Below are 23,736 nucleotides of genomic sequence, written 5' to 3'. Positions count from 1 at the left end.
GAAACCCCCTTATATTAATCGGTATTAGCTGATGAATGATTTACTGGCTTAGAAGGGGCTATTTTAAAAAGCCCACTAGGTATTAGTTTATGTTAGCCAAATTTATACGCTTTACTATGCTCTGTTTGTTGCTACTTTCAGTCAACGTCGCTGCGCAAACCGTTACTGACTTTAACAAACAAAGCACAGTCAACAAGCCCTACTTTATAGAGCTCTATACCTCACAAGGTTGCAGCAGTTGCCCACCGGCCGAGACTTGGTTATCGGCCTTTAATAAACAGACCGCGCTGTGGGACAAATACTTCCCACTAGCCTTCCATGTGACCTACTGGGATTATATAGGCTGGAAAGATCCCTATGGTGAACGCGCTTTTAGCCAGCGGCAATATGATCATTTAAACGCTAAACACATTGGGCAAGTCTATACACCGCAGTTTGTGATCAATGGCCAAGAGTGGCGTGGTTGGTTCGATCGCAAGCTGGGTGATGTTCTCAGTAAACCACAAGTTGATGTAGGTGAGTTATCCGTTGCGATACAAGGCTTACAGTTACGCGCTAATTTTGAAAACCAAACAGGCAATACATCACCATTAGAGTTACATTTAGCATTGGTTGGAGCTGGATTAGAGACTAAAATTAGTCGTGGTGAAAATCGTAATAAAATACTGCAACACGACTTTACCGTGCTCAAGCATCAGGTCTTTATTGAGCAAGTCAATAATGCCAATCACTTCGCTGCTGATATCGAACCTGTCACACTGAAAGACTGGCATGCAACGCGCTACGCTTGGGTTGCTTGGATAGAGCAAAAAAACCGCCCCATACAAGCTGTAGGGGCTTGGTTGGATACACAGGACTGATAGTTTTTGCTATAGCTTATTGGCTATTTTTATAACTTTGAGGCTATGCCAGTTTAGTCATTCTCCACTCAGAACCTACATCCCAGTAAAATAGACTCCTAGCCTTGCGTTGGTTTGATATTTTTATTGCTGCGCTATTTACTTTCCATTTAGCGAGCTAAACAGCATTGTTTAAGCCTTGCTCTATAACCATCGAATTCGAAAAATTAAGCTCGAAAATTCAGTAACCGCAAAATACTCCTAGCAGTTTCCTAGAGATAAATCACTTTAATCTATTCGATCCTGATAACAAAATTGAGCAAATGTTAAATTTAAAATCTGTGATATATGCCCCTCGATAATGCTGTTAAATATACCTAAATTTATATATAAATTATCGTATATATAAAATAGCGTATGTATTCGCTTGTATGAATATAACGCAACGATGGCAACAGGTGTGTTTAGAGGTGTTGAGATGAGCGATAAAATTGATACAGGCAGGCGAACTCTGCTAAAAACCAGTGCTGCCGCTGCGGCACTTTCGAGTGTCGGTTGCAGCAGTTCAATGGAACCAGTAATAAAAGGCATTGAAAGTGAGCTACCAGCTAAGGACGCGCTGACTGGGACTGGTAAATGGGTCGGCACGACTTGCCAAGGTTGTACTTCCTGGTGTGCTAAGCAAGTTTATGTCATGGATGGCAGAGCGATAAAGCTGCGCGGTAACGTTAACTCAAAAGTTCACGGCGAAGCGAGTTGCCCAAGACAGCATTTAAGTCTGCAGCAAGTGTATGATCCCGATAGAGTCCGTACTCCTTTAATCCGCACCAATCCTAAGAAAGGCAGAGAACATGATCCTATGTTTAAGCCTATCTCTTGGGATGAAGCTTTAGATTTGCTTGCTGACAAAATCCTAGCATTACGTGCAGCTGATGAAGCACATAAGTACGCTTTGATCCGTGGCCGTTACTCTCATATCAACGAGTTGATGTACAAGCATATGACTCAGATGATTGGCTCTCCTAATAACATCTCTCATAGTTCTATTTGTGCTGAAGCCCATAAAATGGGGCCTTATTATCAAGACGGCAATTGGGGATACAATCAGTATGATCTTGAAAATACCAAGTTTGTACTGTCTTTTGGTGCAGATCCTATTGCCAGTAACCGCCAAGTTTCTTATTACTCTAAGACTTGGGGAGATGCGTTAGATCACGCCAAGGTGGTGGTGGTTGATCCGCGTTTGTCGGTATCGGCAAGTAAAGCGCATAAATGGATCCCAATCGAGCCCGCCCAAGATAGTGTGTTAGCACTAGCTATTGCACACGTGGCGTTGGTTGAAGGCATTTGGCACAAACCGTTTGTTGGTGATTTCAAAACGGGTAAGAATCAGTTTATTGCAGGTCAAGATGTTGCTAGCGACGCATTTGCTGATAAGCATACCTATGGCCTTGTTGATTGGTGGAACTTGACCCTTAAAGATTGCACCCCAGAGTGGGCAGAATCTATTAGTCAGGTTCCCGCTGCAACGATAATAAAAATAGCCAAAGACATGGGCCAAGCAGCGCCAGCTGTTCAAGTTTGGACATCTCGCGGAGCGGTGATGCATACCCGAGGCACATATACTTCCTTAGCCTGCCATGCACTTAATGGTCTGTTTGGTGGCATTGACAGTAAAGGCGGCGTATTCCCAGGCAACAAAATTAAACTCAATAAAAAATTCCCAGATTCAAAGCCATATTTAGATGCGATTGCTAAGAAAGGGGTTAAATACCCTAAGATCGATCAGCGTGGTACGTTGGCTTTCCCTGCACTTAAAAAAGGTAAACCTGGTGGAGGTGTCGTTACGGCGAACACGCCTAATGGCATGCTCAGTGCGGACCCTTACGACATTAAGGTGATACTGGCGTATTTTAATAACTTCAACTTCTCTTCACCGGAAGGTCAACGCTGGAATGATGCCTTAAGCCAAGTTGAGTTTATGGCACATGTGACCACTAATATTTCGGAGTTCACTTGGTTTGCTGACATTGTATTACCTGCTAATCATCACATGTTCGAAAAGTGGGGCGTGCTCGACTCAATAGGCAACGGCGTGCATCAAGTGTCAGTGCAACAACCATCGATTAACCGTCTTTGGGATACTAAGGATGACGAATCAGAAGTGCCTTATTTATTGGCTAAAAAGCTAGCTGAGAAAGGTTTTGATAAACCATGGCGCTATATCAATGAACAGCTACTGGATCCTGAGACCAAGCAACCTGCAAAAAATGAAACAGAGCTTGGCGAGCTGCTAGTGCGCTATGTGACCTCACCACTATGGTTAGATACCTCTAATAAATATGGCGAGCCCATGAATTCGTGGCAACAGTTTACCGAAGAAGGCGTCTGGAATAGTCACCGCTATCAATTAGAGTCACGCTGGGGCAAGTTCAAAACTGAAACCCACCAGTTTGAGTTCTATAGTAAAACGCTAGAAAAAGCCCTGACTAAGCACGCCAAGAATCACCATGTCAGTATCGATGAGGTAATGGAAGTCTGTGATTACCAAGCACGCGGAAAACTGGCCTTTGTACCTCATTACGAGGAGCCATATCGCTTTGGTGATAAAGACAAGTATCCGATGCTATTGGTGGATCATAAGTCTCGCTTGAGTAAGGAGGGTCGTAGTGCCAATACGCCTTGGTTCTATGAGTTTAAGGATGTTGATCCAGGTGATCTCGTCCAAGAAGATAGCGCCAAGATTAACCCCGTTGATGCCGTCAAATTGGGCGTAAAAACCGGTGACAAGATTGCCATTAGTAGTCCAGTAGGAGAAATCACCTGTACTGCTGTACTTTGGGAAGGTGTTCGTCCAGGTACTGTAGCTAAATGCTTTGGTCAGGGGCACTGGGCATATGGCAGGACTGCTAGTAGCCAGTTTGGTGTAGAAGCAAGGGGTGGCAACAATAACGACATTATTGCCGACAGGTATGACAGATTAAGTGGTGCATCAGCATTCTATGGTCATATTCGTATTCAAATAGCAAAAGTCTGAGGTAAGAGATTATGAGACTCGGAATGGTAATCGATCTACAAAAATGTGTAGGTTGCGGCGGTTGTGATTTAGCCTGTAAAACAGAAAACAACACCCCTGATGGGATCCAATGGTCCAGCCATCTAAATATGACAGAAGGGCGCTTCCCTGATGTAAAATATAGCTACGTGCCAACTATGTGTAACCACTGTAGCGATGCGGCCTGTGTCAAGGTTTGTCCCACAGGAGCGATGTACAAAGATAAGCGTGGCCTAACCTTACAAGATAACGACAAGTGTATTGGTTGTCGTAAATGTATGCGTGCTTGTCCATATGGGGTGATTAGCTATAACAAGCAAAAACCGCATCGAAAATGGCAAGATGACCAAGCATTGCTTGAAGGAGCAACTGCTTCTCCATATATGTTGCTGAAAAAAGTCGATAATAAAGTTGTGCCTTACTTGAATCCTGAGCGAGGCGATACCTACCCAGTGACGCGTTCAAGACGCACTACTGAGAAGTGTACTTTCTGTGATCATCGGTTGGATCAAGGGCTGAACCCAGCTTGTGTATCAGCTTGTCCGTCAAACGCTAGAGTATTTGGTGACCTAGATGATCCGCAAAGTGAGGCGGCTAGATTAATCGCGCTGCATAAAACGCAGCAGTTAAATCTAGATGCTAACACTAATCCTAATGTGTACTACATACGCAGTTTTAATGTAAAAACACTCTACTAAAACGCTAACGTAAAGCAGCATAAGTGAGTTATTCCTACAGGGGAGTGACTCACTTTTTTATTTGGAACTACCTTTACAGAGGATCATTGGGCGATCTTTGTTCGCGCCGATTTTATTGAGCTTGGCCAATGGAGTGGCAATGTGTTCCCGATTACCGCTATAAGTTTCTAGCAAAACCTGGGTTGCCCACTGCGGCAACTGCTTGTTGATAGAGTAGTAAATCCATTGCCCTTGACGACGATTAACCACTAGGCCAACTTTTTTAAGCAGTGCCAAATTGCGCGAAATTTTTGGCTGGATTTCGTCTAATGCTTCACTAAATTCACATACGCACAATTCTTCTTCTGCCTGCAGCAGCAGTAGAATAGAGAGTCGAATATTGTCCGATAACGACTTAAACAAGCTTATAGGTTCAATTTGAATAGACATGAGAGGCTTAGGTAAAAATTTGCGGTTACATTATGAGTTTTCAACACACGAGTCAATTGCTAATCCTGAGTTAACCACTGCGCTATGTTGTCGGTAGAGCTTAGGTGCACAGCCTAAGAGAATGTTAGAAGAAGCCCTAAAAATAGAGCTTCACAAGTTTCACTAATGCTGCAAAGCGAGTTGCTTACACTATTCTACGTTTTGGATCTGAATGTGTATCGTTGTTCTTATATTGTTTGTAAACAATGTCTTTCTGTCTATTTAGCTCGCGGAGTCTTATTTTAGTCACCACATTAGTACCATTCTGTAAGCTGTGTAACACATGCATCAGTGAAGTTTTCATCTTATTTTGAGCTTCAAAAATCCTCGTATCAACACTTCACTAACTAGTACTACAATAGCGCTTGGTCAATTAGGGGGGCGTAGGAAAAGGTCTGTTCTAACTATTGAGTACTTCGCTCTCTAAAGTGATAAAAGACGCTACAAAAGTAGCGCCTTTAAAGGGGGAAGCTTTCAATTCATTTATCGATATAACTTTATTAATCTTCTAAATAATCATCATTGTTTGGATTATGGGCATCAGACCAGTCATCCATATCCGCATCATTATTCGGATTATTAATATCAGACCAAAGGTCAAGCTCATCATCGCTCATATCAGATGAATCAGGCATGCTTTACTCCTTATTTCTTGCGTTGATATTGTGAATTATTTGGGTTGAGCTGATTGCTCCTATTATCTAGCGCCTTCTGGTAGGCTTGGTTAGTACCGCTAGTGCCTTTGTTGTCATTTGACTGATTGCTTTTATGGTTTTTATCGGACATTTTAGTTTTCCTCAAGTTAGTTGGTTATCGATTACTAAGGGGTTTCAACCGCTACAGTTAAAACCCCTGTAATCGACGAACATCATGTTTAAAGTTTTGAAATGCCCTTCTCTTATCACTGGGGGTAGACGGAACACTCAGACGCTTCCCTGAAGGAGTGATCAGCTTAGGGTGTCGGCCTTTTTTACATGACCAGCCATAGTGATTAATCAGCCTGTTAACCAATACGTTAATATTCTTATCGCTACTGTATTTTTTCATTGGAACATCCATAGATTGCCTGGGAACTCAGAGGTATCCCCTAAAATGGGCCAATGACGTTATGCAACGTTAGTCGCTAAAGGATAACGACCGACAAATGCTTTAAGGTTAAACTCGATTTCGGCAAAAGCATGTTCCACGCCGACATCTAAGATTGGTTTACTTTGCGAATGGCCTTTTGCCTCACTACTGTTCTGATAAAAACAACCTTCAGGGTTAATCATTAAATAGGATTGCCACATAGCATCGTTATCTTCTTCAACAATAAAATGAGAGAGGCTTGAATGACGTTCGACATATGAACTGTACTGTTCTGAAGTGATGGTAAGATTGTGTTCGTGAACGGGCAAAACGCGTAGTAATTTCCACTTGTCTGGCTGCAGTTGCTGCATAACATCAACCAGATTTTCTTGCCAGTTATAAGCATTAACAACTGTATTGATCTTAAAGCGACCATTTGGATTTAGCGTGCGATATGTCAGAGCGATTTCCAGTAAATCTTCAGGAGATAGCCTGTCACCTTTTCGGTCAGTACGGCCAATGTTTGAGGCCAGTAAGCTATCTGCAGTATCAAAGCTTAAGCCGAGCATATTGAGGTGGGGAGCAGTTTTCAGCATCAAAGATGCAGTTAATAGATGACCATTGGTAATAACAGAAGTATTAAATCCGAGCTGTTTTGCATAAAGTAGCGCGTTGACAAAGCGACGCCCCAGCATCAATGGTTCGCCACCAGCAAAGTTGATCCTTACAGAGCGATAATTGAGATGTTGTCTGAGGGGGTTATCGAAAAGGAAATACGAGGCCAAATCCTTTAGCAATTGCTTAGTCTTTACTTCACTATGATGAAGCTCCGTAGATGAGCAATTATTTTCCCATGTAGCATAACAATATCCACAACGGTAATTGCACGCTTCGGTCATATGGAAGTTGATAACGAGTTCTTGAATCTGTGTCATGGTAATCTCCGTTGGTTGATGACCAACACAGATTCACCTAGTGCAATGCACTAACAACACTTTAAATAAAAAAATTACATTTTTCTAAATTGCTCCAGCAAATCACCAAATTCAGCGGCTTCGCGCAGCGTTCTTTCAATGTGAAGTTTTAATTGAGTTACCGCTTCATTATCAGTATCCATCAGAGTTGCCATTTCAGCAGCTTTATCGATTTCGCCTTGTAAATAAGCTAGCAGTATATTATCGGCGGGTTCTAAGGCGGCAGACTGGGCTAGCAAGGCATGCAATAAACTTTGATTTTTCCCCAATGCTAACTGAGGCAATACTGAAAATGGGTTGGGTAGTTTCGTTGTGTATAAATCAAAATCACCAGCTAGAGAATCAGCAAACTCGACGGCTAACAAATTGCTTAAAGCAATTCCCATCAAAGAATTACTTTCGCCAAACATAACCCTCACAGCCTTAGCGCACTCCTGGCGATAAGATTTATCTTCAAAGATGCGCTTCACATCCTTAGGATCATGAAATACAGCATTGAGCAGCAGTGCATTAAAGAGCACTGTCATTTGACCTGGGGCTAGATACTTTGCCTGTCGATGTGTCTTCTGTTCAGTTTCAATTTTTATCAACTTATTTCGGACAAGTGAATCAGCTTTAGTTTTAAGTAGCTGGCTTTGGGTCGCGACATCGATATCAAACAGCTGTCTGATGGCCTCTGGTACGGTTAAACGACTAACCATTACAATATGCCAGCTTAAGTAGTTTACTCACCTGAGAGCTACGCAGCTCTTGTTTACCCATAGACATGTTGGCAATAGTCTTTGCCATCTCAAACCAATTACTGCTTCTATAGCCACTCGAGTAGCAGCTGTGCGACTGCTTGCTATATTGCTGCAACACGCCAATACAATAACCAGCTCGCATAGCTTCAGCCATTGAGGTATGAAGCGCAGCATAGGAACCCGATTGGTCTTTATTCTCGAATATCTCCACCACTTCACGGCAAGATTGTTGTAAGAACTCGACATCATCCGCCTGAAAAGGCGCCTCTTTAGCCTGAAGAGAAAAGCTGAAAGAAAAAATCAATAACACAACTAACTTTAAGTATTTCATTACGCTTTCTCCCATGGGTTGTCTGGAGCTTTAAAATTCTTCAGATCCTCAGCAAAATCATCTGTGCCAGTATGTTGGGTGCCATCCGAATCAGCCTCTGATGCAGACTTTTCTGCAGACAACTTTATATCATGGGCATCTTTGTAAAAGGGTGAAAGCGGAGCTGCCGCATAGATGGTGACAATCATTATCAAGCTTGATGCAAAAGTCGTAATCTCATGGAGTTTATAAAGGCTACTTAGCTCAACTTCCCCTTTTGTAACAAGCCTAACGACCAATAAGAAAGACAGGATAAAAGCCACAATCAAACCATTAATAGCAACAGCATGAATAAAACGTCGAACCAATTGCCAACGGCTCCATTGCAGTGACAGCCCTCGACTAAAAAACCGCCAAACAACAAGGCATAAAAGAGCAAGCGAACCTATTTCTGCCAAATCCAAATCATTGATACCCGAACGGTATTCGAGAAAACCAACGGGGATAGTAATTAGAAAGAGAGTAGCAATAGCTCCAAGGCTAAGGTAGAGCAAGAAGGTCATAATCCCTGCGGCAAGATGCCCCAGAAGAATATCGATAGTATTCAAAATTGATTTCATTTTTCATCCTTGATAACACGAAAAGGCTGGTAAGGAACCCCATTTCCAAACGGCCATATCATTGCGCTTTATACTTGATGAATCAAGTGGATAACACACAATTTGATAACCAACCTCAAAATAAATTCCCAAATTATTATAAACTTGTTAGCAGTTACTTTAATCCTGGCAAGCATAGTTTTGTCTTATCTATGGTATGGCTACAGCTGGGCTTGTTTTTGCCTCGGTAATTGCGGCAACCCCAGAAAGGTCCTCGACTACTAGGTCTTAGTACCATATCACCGCCACAAGCGCTGCAAATAGGTGCAGTATGGCTACATGTATCATTAACGCATACCTTAAAGCCTGTAAAGCGTTTACGTGTCATGGGGCTACCACAAACCTCACAGCCCTCTTCTTTATGGTCACACAAGGGAAAGTGAGAGCATGAGAAGAACGATTTAAAGTTGCCAACTCTTGGTTTCAGTGTGCCTGTAGTACAGCGTACACAACTTATGTCTTCAAAAATTTGTTGTACTAAAGAGGTATTGAACTCCTCTTGCTCAATGGCATAGTTTTCCTTCAGTAGTTCGACCACAAATGGGCTAGCATCTGTCATATCGGCAAGCACGTATGCGCGGTGTTTTGCGCGGGTGAGTGCGACATAAAATAGGCGGCGTTCCTCTGCAAACTCAAATACCTCAGCCTTAGGTAGAAAAGCATCCAGTATTGGGGGAGTGACTTTCATCGATGGGAAGCCATGTTTTCCCGTTTGCATTCCCATTATCACCACGTAATCAGCCTCTTTACCTTTTGAGGCATGAAAAGACTGACATTCAATAGTCAGCTTTGGGTACTGCATTTTTAATTGCTTTAATCCAATTCTATCGGGTAGCTGAAACCAGAAGCGAGCAAGCAGATACACTACGGGCTGAGCTTTTAGCTTAGTGCTGAGTTTATCTTCAGCATTATTTACACGCATGCTGATAGCATTTAAAGCCTGTTCAAGTGCATTAGGGCTTGGCTCATCTTTCGTTGCAGGCTCTTGCTCGCCTCGCCGTATCAATGAAACCGTGGGGTAATCGACCTGCGATAGGGAGCTAATATCTTTTCTAAGTTGCACTGGGTTTTTAGTCACAAACTGTGTTGCTACATCACCAATGCTGCTATTGAATCTGAACGTCTGATCTAAGTACGTTTTTGCAGTAGGGCCGAAATACTCAATAAATTGAGTTGTTAAACTGACATCTGCACCACTAAAGCGATAGATTGCTTGCCAGTCATCACCAACACAAAATAGAGATGCTTTTGATTTACTGCCAGGTAAGCTTGAATCTCTTAGTGCTTTAACTAACCGCGCTCTGGGCTCTGAGATATCTTGAAACTCGTCAACCATGATATAGCGCCAAGGGCTAATAAATTGCCCATATTGAAGATAGCTAAGTGCTTTACCAATCATATCCTCAAAATCTATATCGCCTGAGGCTGACAGGTGCTGCTGATAACGGCTTAATATGGGCTCTAGCAGCTCAAATGCCTTACGGGTTTGTTTGGCATCAGCTGCATTGTTAAACACCGTCTCTAGCCCGTTATTATCAAGACAAGCTGATTTATACAAGGCAATTAGCTTACTGAACAGCTTAGCTAATTCAGTAACACGACCAAGCTCATTAAGCGTCGCCAGTATAGCTTCATCGGGGAGAGGGGACTCTTTAATCACTAACGCTTGAATAGCTTGCTCAAGCTTATGAGTGAGCAGATCTTTTTTATGCTGATGGTAAAACAGTTCAAGGCAGACTGTCTCATGCTCTTTGTGCAGCTGGCGCTTCCATTCTATCGACTCCAAATATTGCAGGTTATCGATGTAAGGCGCGGTGCTATCATCTTCATCAGTGCCGTAATACTCAATATAAACACCGTAGTCAGGTAGGTAGAAGTCAGGCTGATATTGGCGGAAATCAACACTGCTTACATCATGCTCATACTTAGCTTCATACTGGTATTCAATACCATTACTGAATAACCAGTTTGCAATGTATAGCTCGCCAAAACTCTTTACTCGCTCACCTTTCAGGGTGCGAATATCGTTGTCAGTTAAGTACTGGAAATACTCACCCTCTGACTCAAAATCGAACGGGCTTTTTTCAACATAATAGTATTGACTAAAGTACTCAAACAGCTGTTTGCGATAGGCCTCATCTTCAATCAAGGTTTCAAGGGTGCTTTGTACCCATCTATCTTTGGCTTTTTCATCCTCAGCCCAAGGAGACAGACTAGGTACCTTGCCTTCAACTTCAGCAATAATTCTTAAACCTAGACTATGGAAGGTGCTAGCTTTGATATCATCTGTACCAAGCTTCTCTTTAATGCGTTCATCCATCTCATCAGCGGCTTTTCTGCCATAGGCGAGCAGCAAAATATCATCAGCTTGTGCCTGACCACTTTTGACCAAGTAGCCAGCACGACCCACCATAACGCTGGTCTTTCCTGTACCTGCACCAGCTAGTAGCAAATTATTGTTATCATCAATTATGCAGGCTCGTCGCTGCTTATCGGTCAGAGGGTTGGATTCAACATGCTCAAAGAAATCGGCAAACTTGATCAGCTGTACTTGAACATAGTTTTCACGCAGCCTTTCTATATCTGCTTGGCTCCAGCTATGCATCTGCTTTAACTTGGTTAGCGCTGTTTTTATATTCTTGGCCAGTGGCGCATTCTCGCACCAGGGAAACCAGCGTTTATACTCACGCTTAACTCTGGCCTGTATCATATCCACACGAGACTGACGCAGGTATTCGGTAGCAATGCTGCGTTCAACTCGAGCCACCAGCTCACAGATACTTTGCCCATTACCTGTAGCCCACAGATGTGCGGCCTTGTTACCAAATTGATAATGAGCGAGATAGGTTAAGTACGGCAGCTGGTAAGCCTTACCCGATACGGTAAAGCCAAGCAGGTAGCCTAAAGCGCTAAAGTTAAAAGCTGGTGGTGAGTCTAGTTGTTGCCATTTGAAGCTAACATCTTCCTTAGACCTGTTTGTTGCACGATATCCTGCCGTAAACAGACCTTTGCTGCGATGAAAAGTAATACCACTGTGGGTAAGTTTCACAGCATTAGGATTACCCATAAAGAAATGGCCAAACCAACTGTGTTTAATGCTTTGTTCAGACTGCTTTGATGACAATGGGTAACCTTTTCCAGAACGTTTTAACTTTACTATACGTAGTAATACTGATAATCATGGCCAGAAGGAGATTAAGCTACAAGCGCTTAAATTGTGAGCACTCAATCAGTGAAGACTTAACTGATTAGGTCCTTTAATCTCACATAGGTCTTTCCTTAACTAGTGCTTTACATAAGGTATTGACACTTTACGGACTCTGTTAAGGGTTATCTGTAGAGCGTTTAGATCATTACACTCTATGTCTTGTTGATAGTGATATTGAACGACACTGTCTCTGCTAGAGCTAGTATCAGTTAGCTCTTCAAAAAACTTAGGCATGTCAAAAGCATGGGTTGGTATGCTAACAGTGTAAATTTCATTTAGGAAAAGGTAGAACATATATTCTTTCAACATCTCATCATTACTAATGAGTACCGGAAAGAGACCTTTTAATAGGGTTATTGAGTTATGAAGCCGAATCAAAGTTCTAGGGTTGCCAATATTAAAAAGGCCTGTGAGCAGAGTAAAATATTCAACCTCCGCTATGGTGCTTTTTAGGTACGAGTCTGAAGTTTCGGTTATTTGATCCTCTTCACTTTCAGCTTCTTCCCAATCTACTTTAAAGTCTTTAACTGCTTCTTTTGCCTGTTGCTTCAGGTGCTCGCTTCGCTTAAATGAGTCTGTTATTTCAGTTTCAACTGCAATCGAGTCATAAAGTCTCTTCTGAATAAATTGGGACAGTTGAGTGGGGTTTGGAGCATCAAGTTCAATAATTAGCTGAAAAAGCTTACCTAAAAAATCACGTGCGATCTGTTGAGACTGTTCCTGGTCTATGAAGCTATTCAAGCTCTTTAAAGCGACGGCATTCAATAGTTGCTCTCCATCTACAGCGAATACCACAATTACATTATTGAGGCTTCCTAATAGCCTTATTGCTTCTAAAGTACTAACTATTTGCTCTGGTGAGCAGCGATCCAAGTCTTCAACGACGAGTATGATTTTTCTTCCGCTAGTTGGCACTTCTTTATGTAAGTCAGTCTTGTTTGAACCAAAGAAGGAGCTAAACTTCGCTTTAAGATATCGTGTAGTTGAAAAGCTATACGAATCCATTAATGCTCGCATGTCTTCTTTGAGGTACTGGGCAGCACCTAAGTGTTTCGAATAGTCTGGAGAGTTACTAATAGACTTTATTTTCTTGAGAAAAGGGCTAGCCCAGATATTCTTAGCTATGCCAAATATTGTTAGAGCGAGACCAGACGCTACTCCAGAAGTGATTACTGGGGATTTTATACCTTCCGGTAAGAAGCTGTCTATTAACCCTGTGCCGATGACGACAAGTGCTGACATTGCCATGAGCACCCACCAAATCAAAGTATTTTTCAAAGCATCTTTCTGTAAGAACACTTTATGCTTACCTAGCATGTAAGTACGCTTTAGAAGGCTTTTTTTCGAATAGAGGTCAGTTGCTAAGTGATTTGCTAAAGCGCCAGCCATGAAGTCGCAATGTTCATTTTCCCATGCATTAAAAATACTAAAGTGGTAGTCAGGATTGCTCTTAAACTCCTGCTTCAATAGATGGATAATTGTACTCTTGCCTGTCCCCCATTTACCAAATAGCCCTAGAGTAAATGGCTTAAACTTAGAGTCAGATTCAATGATTCCTCTCAAAACATGAACCAGCGCCCCCCTACCTAGTAGATCTGTCCTATTCTCTTGGTCTCCTTTTGGCTCTATTCGGTAGGCTTTGTTGGTATTACCTAATAAAGATTGCTCTATATCGACTCCTAAGCTGGGCTCATTCCAGTTAAGTCCAGCGTAGTCCCAAATTGTTCCAAAAGCTTTCCCTTCAGATTGTCTCGCTAATAAGCTCACTAACCGATGAGTTTGTGGTAAAGATAGGGGCTTAAAGTTCACAACGTGATTTATGCTTGGCAGAAATATAGCATTATCTAGCAGTAGGTTTACCGTTAGGGCAATATGTGTAGACTCATCCATTTTAAAAGTATTAATTAGCTGCCCTGGATCATTGCTTTGAGAAGTAATCAGGGAAGTATTGATAGCGAGTTCATTTTTATAGGAAAGTAATCGGTTTAATGCCTGAAAGTAAAGACCTGCTTCAGTTATATTCCGGCACAGTATAACTACCTTATCCCCATTGTTTAATGTTACCTCGCTAAACCAATGGCTTAGCTGCTTCTCTATTAGAGCAGCCCCCATACCGGATATGGGAGCATCTAAGTCTAAGTCTAATTCTAAGTCTGAGGTATAAGGTACAAGAAACTGTGAAGGTTGAATTACTTTAACGGGTAGGTAAATGCCTTCAGCCTTTGCTTGAGTAATTGAATACTCAAAGATGACATTGCTATTAGTGTATTCAACTAACTCATGCGAAGGATAAGGTGTCGTAATAAGAACTTTAGCTTTTTTATTTAGTCTGACGAACTGGCTAGTACTGATCGCAGCTTTACTATCAAGATCAATTAAGTAGTACACATCTGAATTAGCATGTCTTTCGTGATTGTTTTCAAAATCTTTATAAGTGATAACATCAAATTCGGTTCTCAAGCTATCTAAGTCATTGAGCCGCATACTAAGCTGTTCTGCATGAGCGCGAAGTTTTACAATGAGGGTGCTTTTACTAACAGAGTTATTGGATGCGATTGCTTGAGCTATGACTTGGCTTTGCCCTGTACCGATAGCCATAATCAATAATGCAATGTCTGGCCCTGATTTCACCGCCTTAGAAATCGCATCCACAGCTTCTTGTTGGTAATGTCTGAGGCTAATTTTTTCTTGGTATTGCTGCTCAGCGGTGCTTGAATTGGTCATTTCAACTTCCATGTTTTTAATTATTATTAGGTGTTAGCGCTATCAATTATTTGCTTTAACTTCTCAATGCTCATCGCTGGTGTTTCTGTGTGGAGCATTGCGTGACAATTGGGGCAAACGGGGATTAGGTCGTTAATTGGGTCGACTTGGTAGTTTTCACCAATAATGGCTATATCGACTTTGTGGTGAACATGGATAAAGCCTTTACCTATTTCGCCGTATTGGGTTTCGAAGTTAAACTTACAGACTTGGCAGATGGCACCAAACTTGGCAATACATGCTGCTCTCGCTTTAGGGTCACGCTCATAGGCATTGATAGTGACTTGCTTTACAGCGCCTTCAATAAAGCCTGTAGACTGCTCAGGGATTTCATCGGGGTAGATAGGGCTAACGGTTAGTGAAGCTAGTTTGACTTTATATGAGTCCACCAGCGTCCTTACTTCTAGGTGTTTTGCTTTTGATTTAGACCAGCGGTACTCTAGATGCAACTCAACGGATTCTATTACCCGTTCAAATTCAGGTAAAGGGAGGTCTTTATAGAAGCGAGGCAAAAATATTTCATAGGACAGGGCGCTCATAGCACGCTTGTATACTCTGCCTGTACGGAAGGCTTCAAAGTTGTGCATGTAATTAGTCGCAGAAGTTTGATTCATATCCAATGAGCCAACCAGCTGTTCTAGCGCTTCATCTAGCGAGGTTTTTTGTAATGCAAACAAATAACCTAGGTCATAGACTGTCTGTAGCTGTTCGAAGGTAATATCCTTTTTCATGTCCATATCCTTTTTGCGGACTAGAATCCGTTAACTTTCCAAAGCCAGCACCTTACGTGAATTGGAAACCAAACAGTCTTCTATATTCCAAAAGTTTGAGCTGCATGGTTACCATTAACTAATTGCTGCTTCCATCGTATTAACTCCCAAGCTTCAAGTTTGATATCGTCAGACTGTTCATTCAACCACTGGTAAAGCCTGTACCACCAAAAACGCCATTCCATTACCTTCATATCAGCAGGCTCACGTCTGCACTTACGGTTTATTTGATCACAGAAATCATCAAAATTATCTGGAGTGCAATCTGCATCGATATATTCACAAAATGTAGAGGTGATTCTTTCTGCTACTCGCTTTGGTACCTGATATAAGTCAATCCAAGCCTTGATCATTTCACGTTCATCTGGAGTTGCTGTTGGCCACTGTAAGCGCGCAGCTTTTAGCGGGCTAATATCATTATTGGCTCTAAAGTCAGCCAAATCTGCAAAAGCGGGCACTAAGCGCACCAAGTGGTAAAAGCTTTCCTGGAAAGGAGGTAAAGGAAAAAATGCTTTTCGCCTTCCTGATTTATCGTCCCACAATATATCCTTTGCTCCTTTAGCCTTGCTATTACAGATATGACAAGTAGGAATAAAGTTGTCAGGGTGGCATGAAAAGGCAGGGTATTTATCTTTGCAAAGCAGGTGGTCATAATCAGCCCGCCATTGATCATCATCTTTAATATTAAAACGATTTTGCGCTAATGATGATATGCCACATAGAAAGCACAGCTCAGAGTTTGAGCGGACGTATGTTTGATAATGCTCTTCAATCGACTCTGTAGCTAAACGCCTAATGCCTGCCAAATCCTTTGTCCTAGTAAATAGGTGAGTGGTAAGCGATTTTAGCGAATCAAAAAGCTTAACTGGTGTAATATTTGGAATAGGGACTGTCTTGTCGCGAAAAAGAAGAGGTAAATTTTGACAGTTTTGGATTGAATCATATAGCTTCTGCCTGTCGGCTACAGACACTGGCAATGTTCGAAATACTATTTCAAACTTTTCTTTTGTAGGCTGGTTATCCCAGCACTCCTGTCCCGTCGCTATTGAGAAAAGCTTACGAGTAAACCTTTTCGCATTGATTGACTGATGTAAGAAATGAATCAGCTCAGCATTCAGTTTTTCAAATACTTTGCACTTTGGTGTATTTGGGTCTAATGGGAATAGCATTAGCTTTGTAATTTCCTTATCAAGTAAGCCTTCTCCATAGATTCACCCACATTTTCCATAATCCATTGCTTTGACTCCTCCCGTGCGGCAGTTGTATCGTCTTTTGGCAAATGTTCTTTGATATCTTTCACAACAGTTTGAGATATTAGTGACTGTAGATCGAAATGCTCTTTAATCAATACCTCAAAAGATGCACCGTATGTCTGGTTTTCTACTGGTTTCATTCTGATCATATTGCTTTCAAGACGCTCGAAACACATAACATCCTCTCGCCTTAGTGACGACACCATAAATGGTGAATGAGTCGATAGAAACACTTGAGGTTGACTCGTATTCTCTTCTTGCTTAGCAATTGCTTTGTTCAACTGGCGATGAAAGTGAGTACGCCATGATGGATTTAAGTGAGTCTCTGGCTCATCTAAAAGCAGAAGTGTTCTTTGTTGGCTGAAGAGGGCAGAGGTAGCAAGTATTTGCAGAAGCTGTGCCTCTCCATCTGAAAGGTCATCAAAGCAAACAGTGTTCTGACAATCATCAGCTAAAACTAACTCTGATATAGATAATGGTAGCTTTGTTTTAAGGGGCTTTTTTACTGTACCAATAAAGTTGTCTTTACTTAGTTTTGTTCGAGTAGACCCACGCCAATTACCAACTCCTAGTTGCTGAGCTTTAAAGAGGCGATTAAACAAAGCTAGAGGGTCATTGTAGTTTTCTTCTGTTAACCTTCGTAGAAGATCATCATCTGTTAGGTCTAAAGAGATATCACCAGCTAGATAATCTAACTCGTACAGATCAAACTGTTTATCCGTAGTCTTCTTGCCAACTCCGGTTACATTTTCTACCCCAGCTATTCGCACTAGCATTAGCACATCCCGTATGGTATCTAATCCTGCAATACCCTTTCGTAGATCGTATCGAAGAGTTGCACTTACTGGATACTTGTATGTTACCTCATCTAGCAAACTGGCTATGCTTTCTCTTGGTAAAATGGACAACGACAATAAAAATAAAGCTGCACTATCGTAGTCTAAATATATACTCTTGGTGGCTGGAGTATCGTACTCCCTCAACCCGAGCAAGAAACTTTCTGACTCAATCGGCTCGCCATCTTCTGTTGTAATAACTTCTCCGCTCTCTGTCGTTATAGGAGATGTGTCGGTATACGCTCTTTCAGGCTCGAATATATGGGGGTTTTTTTTAAGAAAACGTTTGTTGATATTAGATATTTGCTCATCGTTTAAATCTTCTGCAAGCTCTTTCTTACGCTTGAGCCTAGTGTTCATTATTTTGAAATATTGCACTGCATTTTTCATGAAGCTGCGCTGCAGGTTTTCGTTAAGGCCTGATGAGTAACCAATAATGTAAGGAAGCTCTAAGCTATTGATATGTATCTCAGTCCAATCACCGTTAAGATGAATATAAACTAGGGGACTCTTACTTCCCTTAGCTAGAGTAACTTTAAATATGGGGTTATTTATTCCCCCTGCGACAGCTAAAGGGCTACCACAGCTCATCCCATCACTTCCTGCACTATGATTCGTTGTACCGCTGAGTTGGTAAATAAGAGTAAACCCAAACCCTAGAGCTTTTCTTACTGTAAAGTCTTTCCGTTGCTTACGCTCTAGAAATGCAAAGCTCTCAGCTATAAGCTCTAATAGCTGTGACTTACCTGAACCGTTTAAACCTATCAGCGCGATGATATTTCCCTTGCTGTGTTGGAAATCAAAGGTTTGATCCTTAAGGCCTTTATAGGTCCCATGTAGTGTGAGAGACAATAGTCGCATTGAGCTATATTCCTTGTGGCTTACGGTTACAGTTTTGCAGCTTAAGTCAGGCGGTTCTATTGCTAAAACGGCAAGTCATCATCTTTGAGTTCAGTTTCACAACTAGAAAGATACCTAGCAACCCAATTACTTTGTTTGGTTAGCATGAAAGCTTTGGCTTGTTCACAGGTTACTTCTCTAAGGGGCTGGTAGCCGTGGCCGTGTTCATCTGCACCGAAGTTAAAGTCGCTAGCTTTGAAGCTTTCAAAGTCTATTCCTTCATGCTTGAAGGTTCTTGGGTTCATGAAGTGCAAGTATTCGCTGTATAGCACGCCATCTGAGGTGAGTACGGCGATTTTTGACCAAGTTTTATGTATGGCATCAGCAATAAAGTAGCGGGCTTGCAGTGGTGTGGCTTGAGTCATTTCGTTTTCACTCTTTGGTGTTAATTTAGGCTCCACCAGCTCGAATGTAGGCAAGGTATTGTCTATATCGTAGAACCAGCAGGCGACAGCGATAAGGCTTGTGATGCATTGGGCACAGCTTTGCTGGTTAGCGTCAGCAGCTGCATGGGTGCCTATGTTGCCCATCTTCCTAATAAAGTGCATCTGGGTGATTATGCTATCGGAAACCTGACCGTTCAGTGATGCAATGCGGTCATTCAGGCCATAGCCTTGAGCCTGCTCTAATTGGTTTACAAGTTCTTCGAGTAATGCACGGCACTTGCTCAGTGCGATAGCAGGGTCTTCACGCATATGGGTGGCAGCGAACAGAATCCCTTTACCCAAGTATTCATCTTGGGACTTAATTTGGTTAATCACTTCAATCATGCTTTTGCCTTTTTAGCCCTTGTTTTCTTGACAGGCTTTAGCTTTTCTCTTTCAACCTTAATACGCTCAAGCAGGGCTGCGGCGCTGTTTTCACCGCTAATGAGTTCAGGGTTAGCGGCGCGCCATTCGGCGGTGAGTTCGCCTCTGAAGGCTTTAGCGAGTATCGACTGTGTGAGGTTGTTAACCCGTGTTTGAGCTTCATTGACCTGAGCTTCGACTTTATCGGCAAAAGCGAATAAGTCTTCGACACGGCGGACGATTTTAGTTTGTTCACTTAGAGGAGGCAGTGAAATGGGGCATGGGCCAAACCTTTTGTGAGTAAGGTCTGGTTGAGCCGAACGACCGGATACTTCTAAAATATAATTCTGAGCTGAACGTTCATTAAGTGAAATAATCAAAAACTCACGTTTTATAACACTTTGGTTGAAATTAATTCTAAAAGTATTGTTATGAAAAACACCTTTAAAACCCGTTAAAACACGTCCTCTAGTCTCACCTGTACGAGTTAGTATGATATCTGACGGCTCAGCAATTAATGAATCCTCACCTAATTCTACATAGTCAACATCCTTGCTAAATTTAGTTGTATAACTTCCAATCCTAAGGATCGGTAAGCGATTATTACCTGGTTCGGTATATCTCGTTGACTTTGCTATTTGCATTCCTTGTTGAAAAGTAGCGATATTCCCTATTGAGGTAACTATCCATTCTTCGGGTCGAACTATGTTTTTATATTCTTCAGGAATCTCATACTTAATGTCCAAATGCTCTTCATTTGCACAAGTCACTTCATTCTCACCACGCCATTCTTCTGTCAATTTTCCGCTGACTGCGGCGGCGAGGACGGATTGGCGGAATGATTTTAAGATGGCGGGGATGGCATCGAGGCGGGCTTTGGTGCTTTCCACCTGCGCTAGCAGCTCATCCAGCTTGTCGGCTATGACTTTTTGTTCGGCTAGTGGGGCTAAACGAAATGGTGCAGCATTACCATCTTTAGTACCAAGCCTAGGCATGTTGACGCCGTAGCTGACTTCATCAACATAATGTAAAAATTTAGAACCCTTTAACCAGTAAAAAAGGTAGCTGTTAGAACAGAAAGGCTTAGAGTCAATGGGGATTATTTCCGTGGTACAGACACCATCATATTCTGCAATTATTACCTTATTTAAATATGGTCGCAGTTTGCCATAGAGTACGTCACCTTTTTTAAAAGCATTTTTTGTACTTTTAAAAGGGCGCTCAGAAGCATTAACTTTTTTAAGAAGCTTAGATGAATCCTTTTCGATATCTTCCAATTCAAGAATCCAAGTTTCAGACTCTACATCTTCCAGCGTTTTCTTAGCTGTTTTACCATAATCAACAATTTGACCTAGCTGCGTATCAAGCCATCCATCAGGCAATAAACCAAATTCACTCATCCCTTCACCCCTGATTTCTTTTCAGAGCCTAACGACTTAACTAAAGCTTCAAGATCCGCCAAAGCCCCTTTAAGCTCAGTCATGGCTTCACCCGCTAGCTCTTCTGGTGTACCTAGATCAGCAGCATCGACACTATCGGCATCTTTGACCCATGAGATGTCCAGTGAGTCACCTTTAGTCTCGCTGATATATTTACGGCTAAAGCATTTCCAACGAGAAGTATCTTTATTGCCATTTTGTGTATCTGAAACAAAGCTCCACTCGCCCTCTTTTCGCTCTGCTAATACGATGTTATACACAGCCTCAAATGGCTTAAGATGCTGCTCACCAAAGGGAGTACGTTTACCAAAGCTTGGCATGTTGGTACGTAGGTCGTAAACCCAAGTATTCTTAGTGCAGTTCTCTTCCTGTAACTTGTCTGTTTCACTGCCTTTAGTGAAGAACAGTACGTTGGTCTTCACGCCTGCGGCGTAGAAGATACCAGTTGGCAATCGCAAAATAGTGTTCAGGTTACATTTATTCATCAGATCGCGGCGGATATCGGTTCCGACACCTGCTTCAAACAAGACGTTATCAGGCAATACTACGGCAGCACGTCCACCAGCCTTTAGGTTACGATAGATGTGCTGCAAAAATGCCAGCTGCTTGTTGCTGGTGGGATAGGTTAAATCCTTACGGGTTATCGATGCATCACCGCCTTTACTTGTTCCAAACGGAGGATTGGCAAGGATGACATTAGCTTTTTTAAGGTTAACACCAGCTTCCCCAAGGGCATTACCTAGTTGAATAGCACCATCTTTGCCACCTTCTATACCATTGAGTAAACAATTCATAAGTGCTAAACGGCGGGTGTTGGGGACTAACTCAACACCGATGTAATTCTTCTTGATTTGGTCTTCACGGGTAGGTAGGCCATTCTGTCCTGTCAGGTCATACAATTCATCTGTATTATCTTTGATGTATTTATGTGCTGAAATAAGGAAACCAGCAGTTCCTGCCGCAGGGTCTTGAATCAACTCACCTGCTTTGGGTTTTACACAGCGAACTATCGAATCAATGAGAGCACGAGGTGTGAAGTACTGCCCTGCACCTGATTTAGTTTCGTTAGCATTCTTCTCTAACAAGCCTTCATATAAGTCACCGAGGCCATCTTTTTGAGCATCGAACCAATTGATACTATCTAGTGATTTGATCAATTGCTTTAAGTGGCGAGGCTCACGCAGGCGTGTTTGTGCATCGGCATAAATAGCAAGAATCAGTGGGTCTGTTACAACTGTTTTTTCAATGGTATTTTTTGGATCTTCAGGGTCTACTTCGCGACGTTTCCCTGTAGATAGGGTCATCAAGATATTTTTATAGTCATTGAGTAAATTTATGCCATCTTTATCACTTAAGTCACCCCAGCGACAACCTATTGGCATGGTGTGCTCGCTCAGTAAGCCTGCCTCACTGTTCTCATGCACCATTTTAATAAACAGCAGTAGGACTAGCTCGGTGACGTAATCGGAGTAGTTAATGCCGTCGTCACGCAGTACGTCACAGAGGTTCCACAGCTTTTGTACGATGTCACTATTGCTTGAAGTCATGCTCATAATTGTTCTCAATCTTTAAATAATTTGGATTAGGTTCTGTTACTGATGCAGTGACTTACTTTGTCACCGCATTAGTACTTTCGAAATAAGGGCTGAACTGATTACTGTCTTGGGTCATCAGTTCAACAAATTTAGGGTGTACGAAAAGCTTCTCTTTGCCCGATTGGACTTCTTGTAACACGCCAATATCACAGAGCTGTTTTAAGTAGACTGAAGCCGTTTGACGCTTAGCTAAGTCGTTTTCGACTAGGTTTTGAATGCGACAGTAAGGCTGCTCGAATATCACCTGTACTAGCTCGTAGCTGTAGATTTTAGGTAATTGCTGACGTACATGCTCTGCGGTGTGTTCGATAAGTTCACGGGCAGCGGCTATCTTATGGGTGGTCCACTTAGCGGTTTGCTCGACGGCGTTAAGGATAAAGATGATCCAGGGTTGCCACTCCTGCTTAGTAGTTACGTTCAATAACAAGCGGTAATAATCTTGCTTATTCGCGACGATATAACGGCTTAGATACAAGATAGGAGCGCTAAGTAGTTGTTGGTCAATCAGATAAAGAATATTGAGTACACGTCCAGTACGGCCATTACCATCAATAAATGGGTGAATAGCTTCAAACTGATAATGTGCCATCGCCATCTTAATCAGTGGGTCGACATCATCTGGGTTGTGTAAAAAGGCTTCCCAGTTACCGAGTAGATCGCGAATGACGGTCTCACCTGTTGGTGGGGTATAGATAACTTCCCCCGTAGCTTGATTGGTTAAGCTAGTACCTGGCACTTTACGTATATCCATCTGTACCGACTTAATGGTACTGCAGATCTCTAGTGCAGTCGTAACACATAAAGGCCTACTGGTTAGTTCGGTAAAGCCTTGGTAAAGGGCGGTACGGTAGCGCAGCGCCTCTTTAGTCATTGGGTCAGCTTGGCTGTCCTCTTGGGCGTACTGAAACAGTTTGTCGGTAGTAGTGACAATATTTTCAATCTCACTACTGCCTTGTGCTTCAAGCAGAGGCAGTAAGTTGATGAGCAACCCTTGGTTTGGCAGTAACTCACCCGCTTGTTTAAGTTCGGCGAGGGCAGCACGGGCAGGAATACAGGCTTTGAGTATAGGTAAGGTTTCGGCTAACTCCCCAAGGTCGCTATCTAGCGGTAGCGGGGGTAAATGGTTGTATGCTTGTGCAGCTTGCCATTTCATGTTTAAAAAACCTTCTTTTATCGACATAAATAGATATTGCAGTGAGCTTATGTCGATTCAATCGACATGTAAAGAAAACATGTTTATAAAATCCGATTTAATCGACATGTGTTGCGTTTGATGAGCATTTATGTCGATAGCATCGACATGTATAGAAAGTGCCGATATCTATACTGGTTAAGTTTATATGTATAGAAAACACGGGTTCCTATACATG

General features: G+C 42.2%; 20 protein-coding genes. 3 read left to right on the top strand and 17 right to left on the bottom strand.

Annotated features, from left to right (window positions below; all coding sequences use genetic code 11):
* Nucleotides 1-89 precede the first annotated feature (89 nt).
* The 3 genes from L2730_RS19520 (at nt 90) to arrB (ending at nt 4,592) form a co-directional block, all read left to right on the top strand.
* Nucleotides 90-860, top strand: a complete 771-nt coding sequence (locus L2730_RS19520) for a DUF1223 domain-containing protein (protein ID WP_248976117.1) — start codon at nt 90-92, stop codon at nt 858-860.
* Nucleotides 861-1,317: 457 nt separating this feature from the next.
* The gene (gene arrA / locus L2730_RS19515; protein WP_248976116.1) at nt 1,318-3,876 is read left to right on the top strand and encodes an arsenate respiratory reductase molybdopterin-containing subunit ArrA; all 2,559 of its coding nucleotides are present in this window, start codon (nt 1,318-1,320) and stop codon (nt 3,874-3,876) included.
* An 11-nt stretch (nt 3,877-3,887) separates the two neighbouring features.
* Nucleotides 3,888-4,592, top strand: coding sequence for an arsenate respiratory reductase iron-sulfur subunit ArrB (arrB, locus tag L2730_RS19510; RefSeq protein WP_248976115.1), 705 nt, complete (start codon nt 3,888-3,890; stop codon nt 4,590-4,592).
* Nucleotides 4,593-4,649: 57 nt separating this feature from the next.
* Here the strand turns inward: arrB and L2730_RS19505 are convergent, their stop codons facing one another.
* The 17 genes from L2730_RS19505 to fic all read right to left on the bottom strand — a co-directional run bounded on the left by L2730_RS19505 (nt 4,650) and on the right by fic (nt 23,519).
* Nucleotides 4,650-5,021, bottom strand: a complete 372-nt coding sequence (locus tag L2730_RS19505) for a metalloregulator ArsR/SmtB family transcription factor (RefSeq protein ID WP_248976114.1) — start codon at nt 5,019-5,021, stop codon at nt 4,650-4,652.
* Nucleotides 5,022-5,560: 539 nt separating this feature from the next.
* On the bottom strand, nt 5,561-5,695 hold the full coding sequence (locus L2730_RS22015; RefSeq protein WP_283105796.1) for a hypothetical protein: 135 nt from the start codon (nt 5,693-5,695) through the stop codon (nt 5,561-5,563).
* Nucleotides 5,696-5,705: 10 nt separating this feature from the next.
* The gene (locus L2730_RS19500) at nt 5,706-5,846 is read right to left on the bottom strand and encodes a hypothetical protein (RefSeq protein ID WP_248976113.1); all 141 of its coding nucleotides are present in this window, start codon (nt 5,844-5,846) and stop codon (nt 5,706-5,708) included.
* Nucleotides 5,847-5,903: 57 nt separating this feature from the next.
* Nucleotides 5,904-6,107, bottom strand: a complete 204-nt coding sequence (locus tag L2730_RS19495) for a hypothetical protein (RefSeq protein ID WP_083250339.1) — start codon at nt 6,105-6,107, stop codon at nt 5,904-5,906.
* Between the two features lie 59 nt (nt 6,108-6,166).
* The gene (locus L2730_RS19490; protein ID WP_248976112.1) at nt 6,167-7,063 is read right to left on the bottom strand and encodes a viperin family antiviral radical SAM protein; all 897 of its coding nucleotides are present in this window, start codon (nt 7,061-7,063) and stop codon (nt 6,167-6,169) included.
* A gap of 74 nt (nt 7,064-7,137) precedes the next feature.
* Nucleotides 7,138-7,692, bottom strand: a complete 555-nt coding sequence (locus tag L2730_RS19485; protein WP_248976111.1) for a hypothetical protein — start codon at nt 7,690-7,692, stop codon at nt 7,138-7,140.
* Nucleotides 7,693-7,795: 103 nt separating this feature from the next.
* Nucleotides 7,796-8,176, bottom strand: coding sequence for a hypothetical protein (locus L2730_RS19480; protein ID WP_069671216.1), 381 nt, complete (start codon nt 8,174-8,176; stop codon nt 7,796-7,798).
* A complete protein-coding gene (locus L2730_RS19475; RefSeq protein ID WP_248976110.1) occupies nt 8,176-8,775 on the bottom strand; it encodes a hypothetical protein in 600 nt (199 codons plus the stop codon). Before L2730_RS19475 ends, L2730_RS19480 begins: the two co-directional genes overlap by 1 nt.
* 154 nt (nt 8,776-8,929) lie before the next feature.
* Nucleotides 8,930-11,938, bottom strand: coding sequence for a UvrD-helicase domain-containing protein (locus L2730_RS19470; protein ID WP_248976109.1), 3,009 nt, complete (start codon nt 11,936-11,938; stop codon nt 8,930-8,932).
* A 159-nt stretch (nt 11,939-12,097) separates the two neighbouring features.
* The gene (locus tag L2730_RS19465; RefSeq protein WP_248976108.1) at nt 12,098-14,746 is read right to left on the bottom strand and encodes a P-loop NTPase fold protein; all 2,649 of its coding nucleotides are present in this window, start codon (nt 14,744-14,746) and stop codon (nt 12,098-12,100) included.
* A 26-nt stretch (nt 14,747-14,772) separates the two neighbouring features.
* On the bottom strand, nt 14,773-15,516 hold the full coding sequence (locus tag L2730_RS19460) for an HNH endonuclease (protein WP_248976107.1): 744 nt from the start codon (nt 15,514-15,516) through the stop codon (nt 14,773-14,775).
* A gap of 80 nt (nt 15,517-15,596) precedes the next feature.
* Entirely contained in the window at nt 15,597-16,361 is a 765-nt protein-coding gene (locus L2730_RS19455; RefSeq protein WP_248976106.1) for a hypothetical protein, read from the bottom strand.
* A gap of 362 nt (nt 16,362-16,723) precedes the next feature.
* Nucleotides 16,724-18,505, bottom strand: a complete 1,782-nt coding sequence (locus L2730_RS19450; protein ID WP_248976105.1) for an AAA family ATPase — start codon at nt 18,503-18,505, stop codon at nt 16,724-16,726.
* 62 nt (nt 18,506-18,567) lie between these two features.
* Nucleotides 18,568-19,314, bottom strand: a complete 747-nt coding sequence (locus tag L2730_RS19445) for a DUF4145 domain-containing protein (protein ID WP_248976104.1) — start codon at nt 19,312-19,314, stop codon at nt 18,568-18,570.
* Nucleotides 19,311-20,732, bottom strand: coding sequence for a restriction endonuclease subunit S (locus L2730_RS19440; protein ID WP_248976103.1), 1,422 nt, complete (start codon nt 20,730-20,732; stop codon nt 19,311-19,313). Before L2730_RS19440 ends, L2730_RS19445 begins: the two co-directional genes overlap by 4 nt.
* The gene (locus L2730_RS19435; protein ID WP_248976102.1) at nt 20,729-22,324 is read right to left on the bottom strand and encodes a class I SAM-dependent DNA methyltransferase; all 1,596 of its coding nucleotides are present in this window, start codon (nt 22,322-22,324) and stop codon (nt 20,729-20,731) included. The genes L2730_RS19440 and L2730_RS19435 overlap by 4 nt, the downstream gene beginning before the upstream one ends.
* A 55-nt stretch (nt 22,325-22,379) precedes the next feature.
* Nucleotides 22,380-23,519, bottom strand: a complete 1,140-nt coding sequence (gene fic, locus L2730_RS19430) for a protein adenylyltransferase Fic (RefSeq protein ID WP_248976101.1) — start codon at nt 23,517-23,519, stop codon at nt 22,380-22,382.
* Nucleotides 23,520-23,736 lie beyond the last annotated feature (217 nt).

Origin of the sequence: Shewanella kaireitica (assembly GCF_023284045.1) — a bacterium.
Taxonomy (GTDB): domain Bacteria; phylum Pseudomonadota; class Gammaproteobacteria; order Enterobacterales; family Shewanellaceae; genus Shewanella; species Shewanella kaireitica.
The sequence above is the reverse complement of the archived record's forward strand: the minus strand, read 5'-3'. Positions and strand labels throughout refer to the sequence as shown.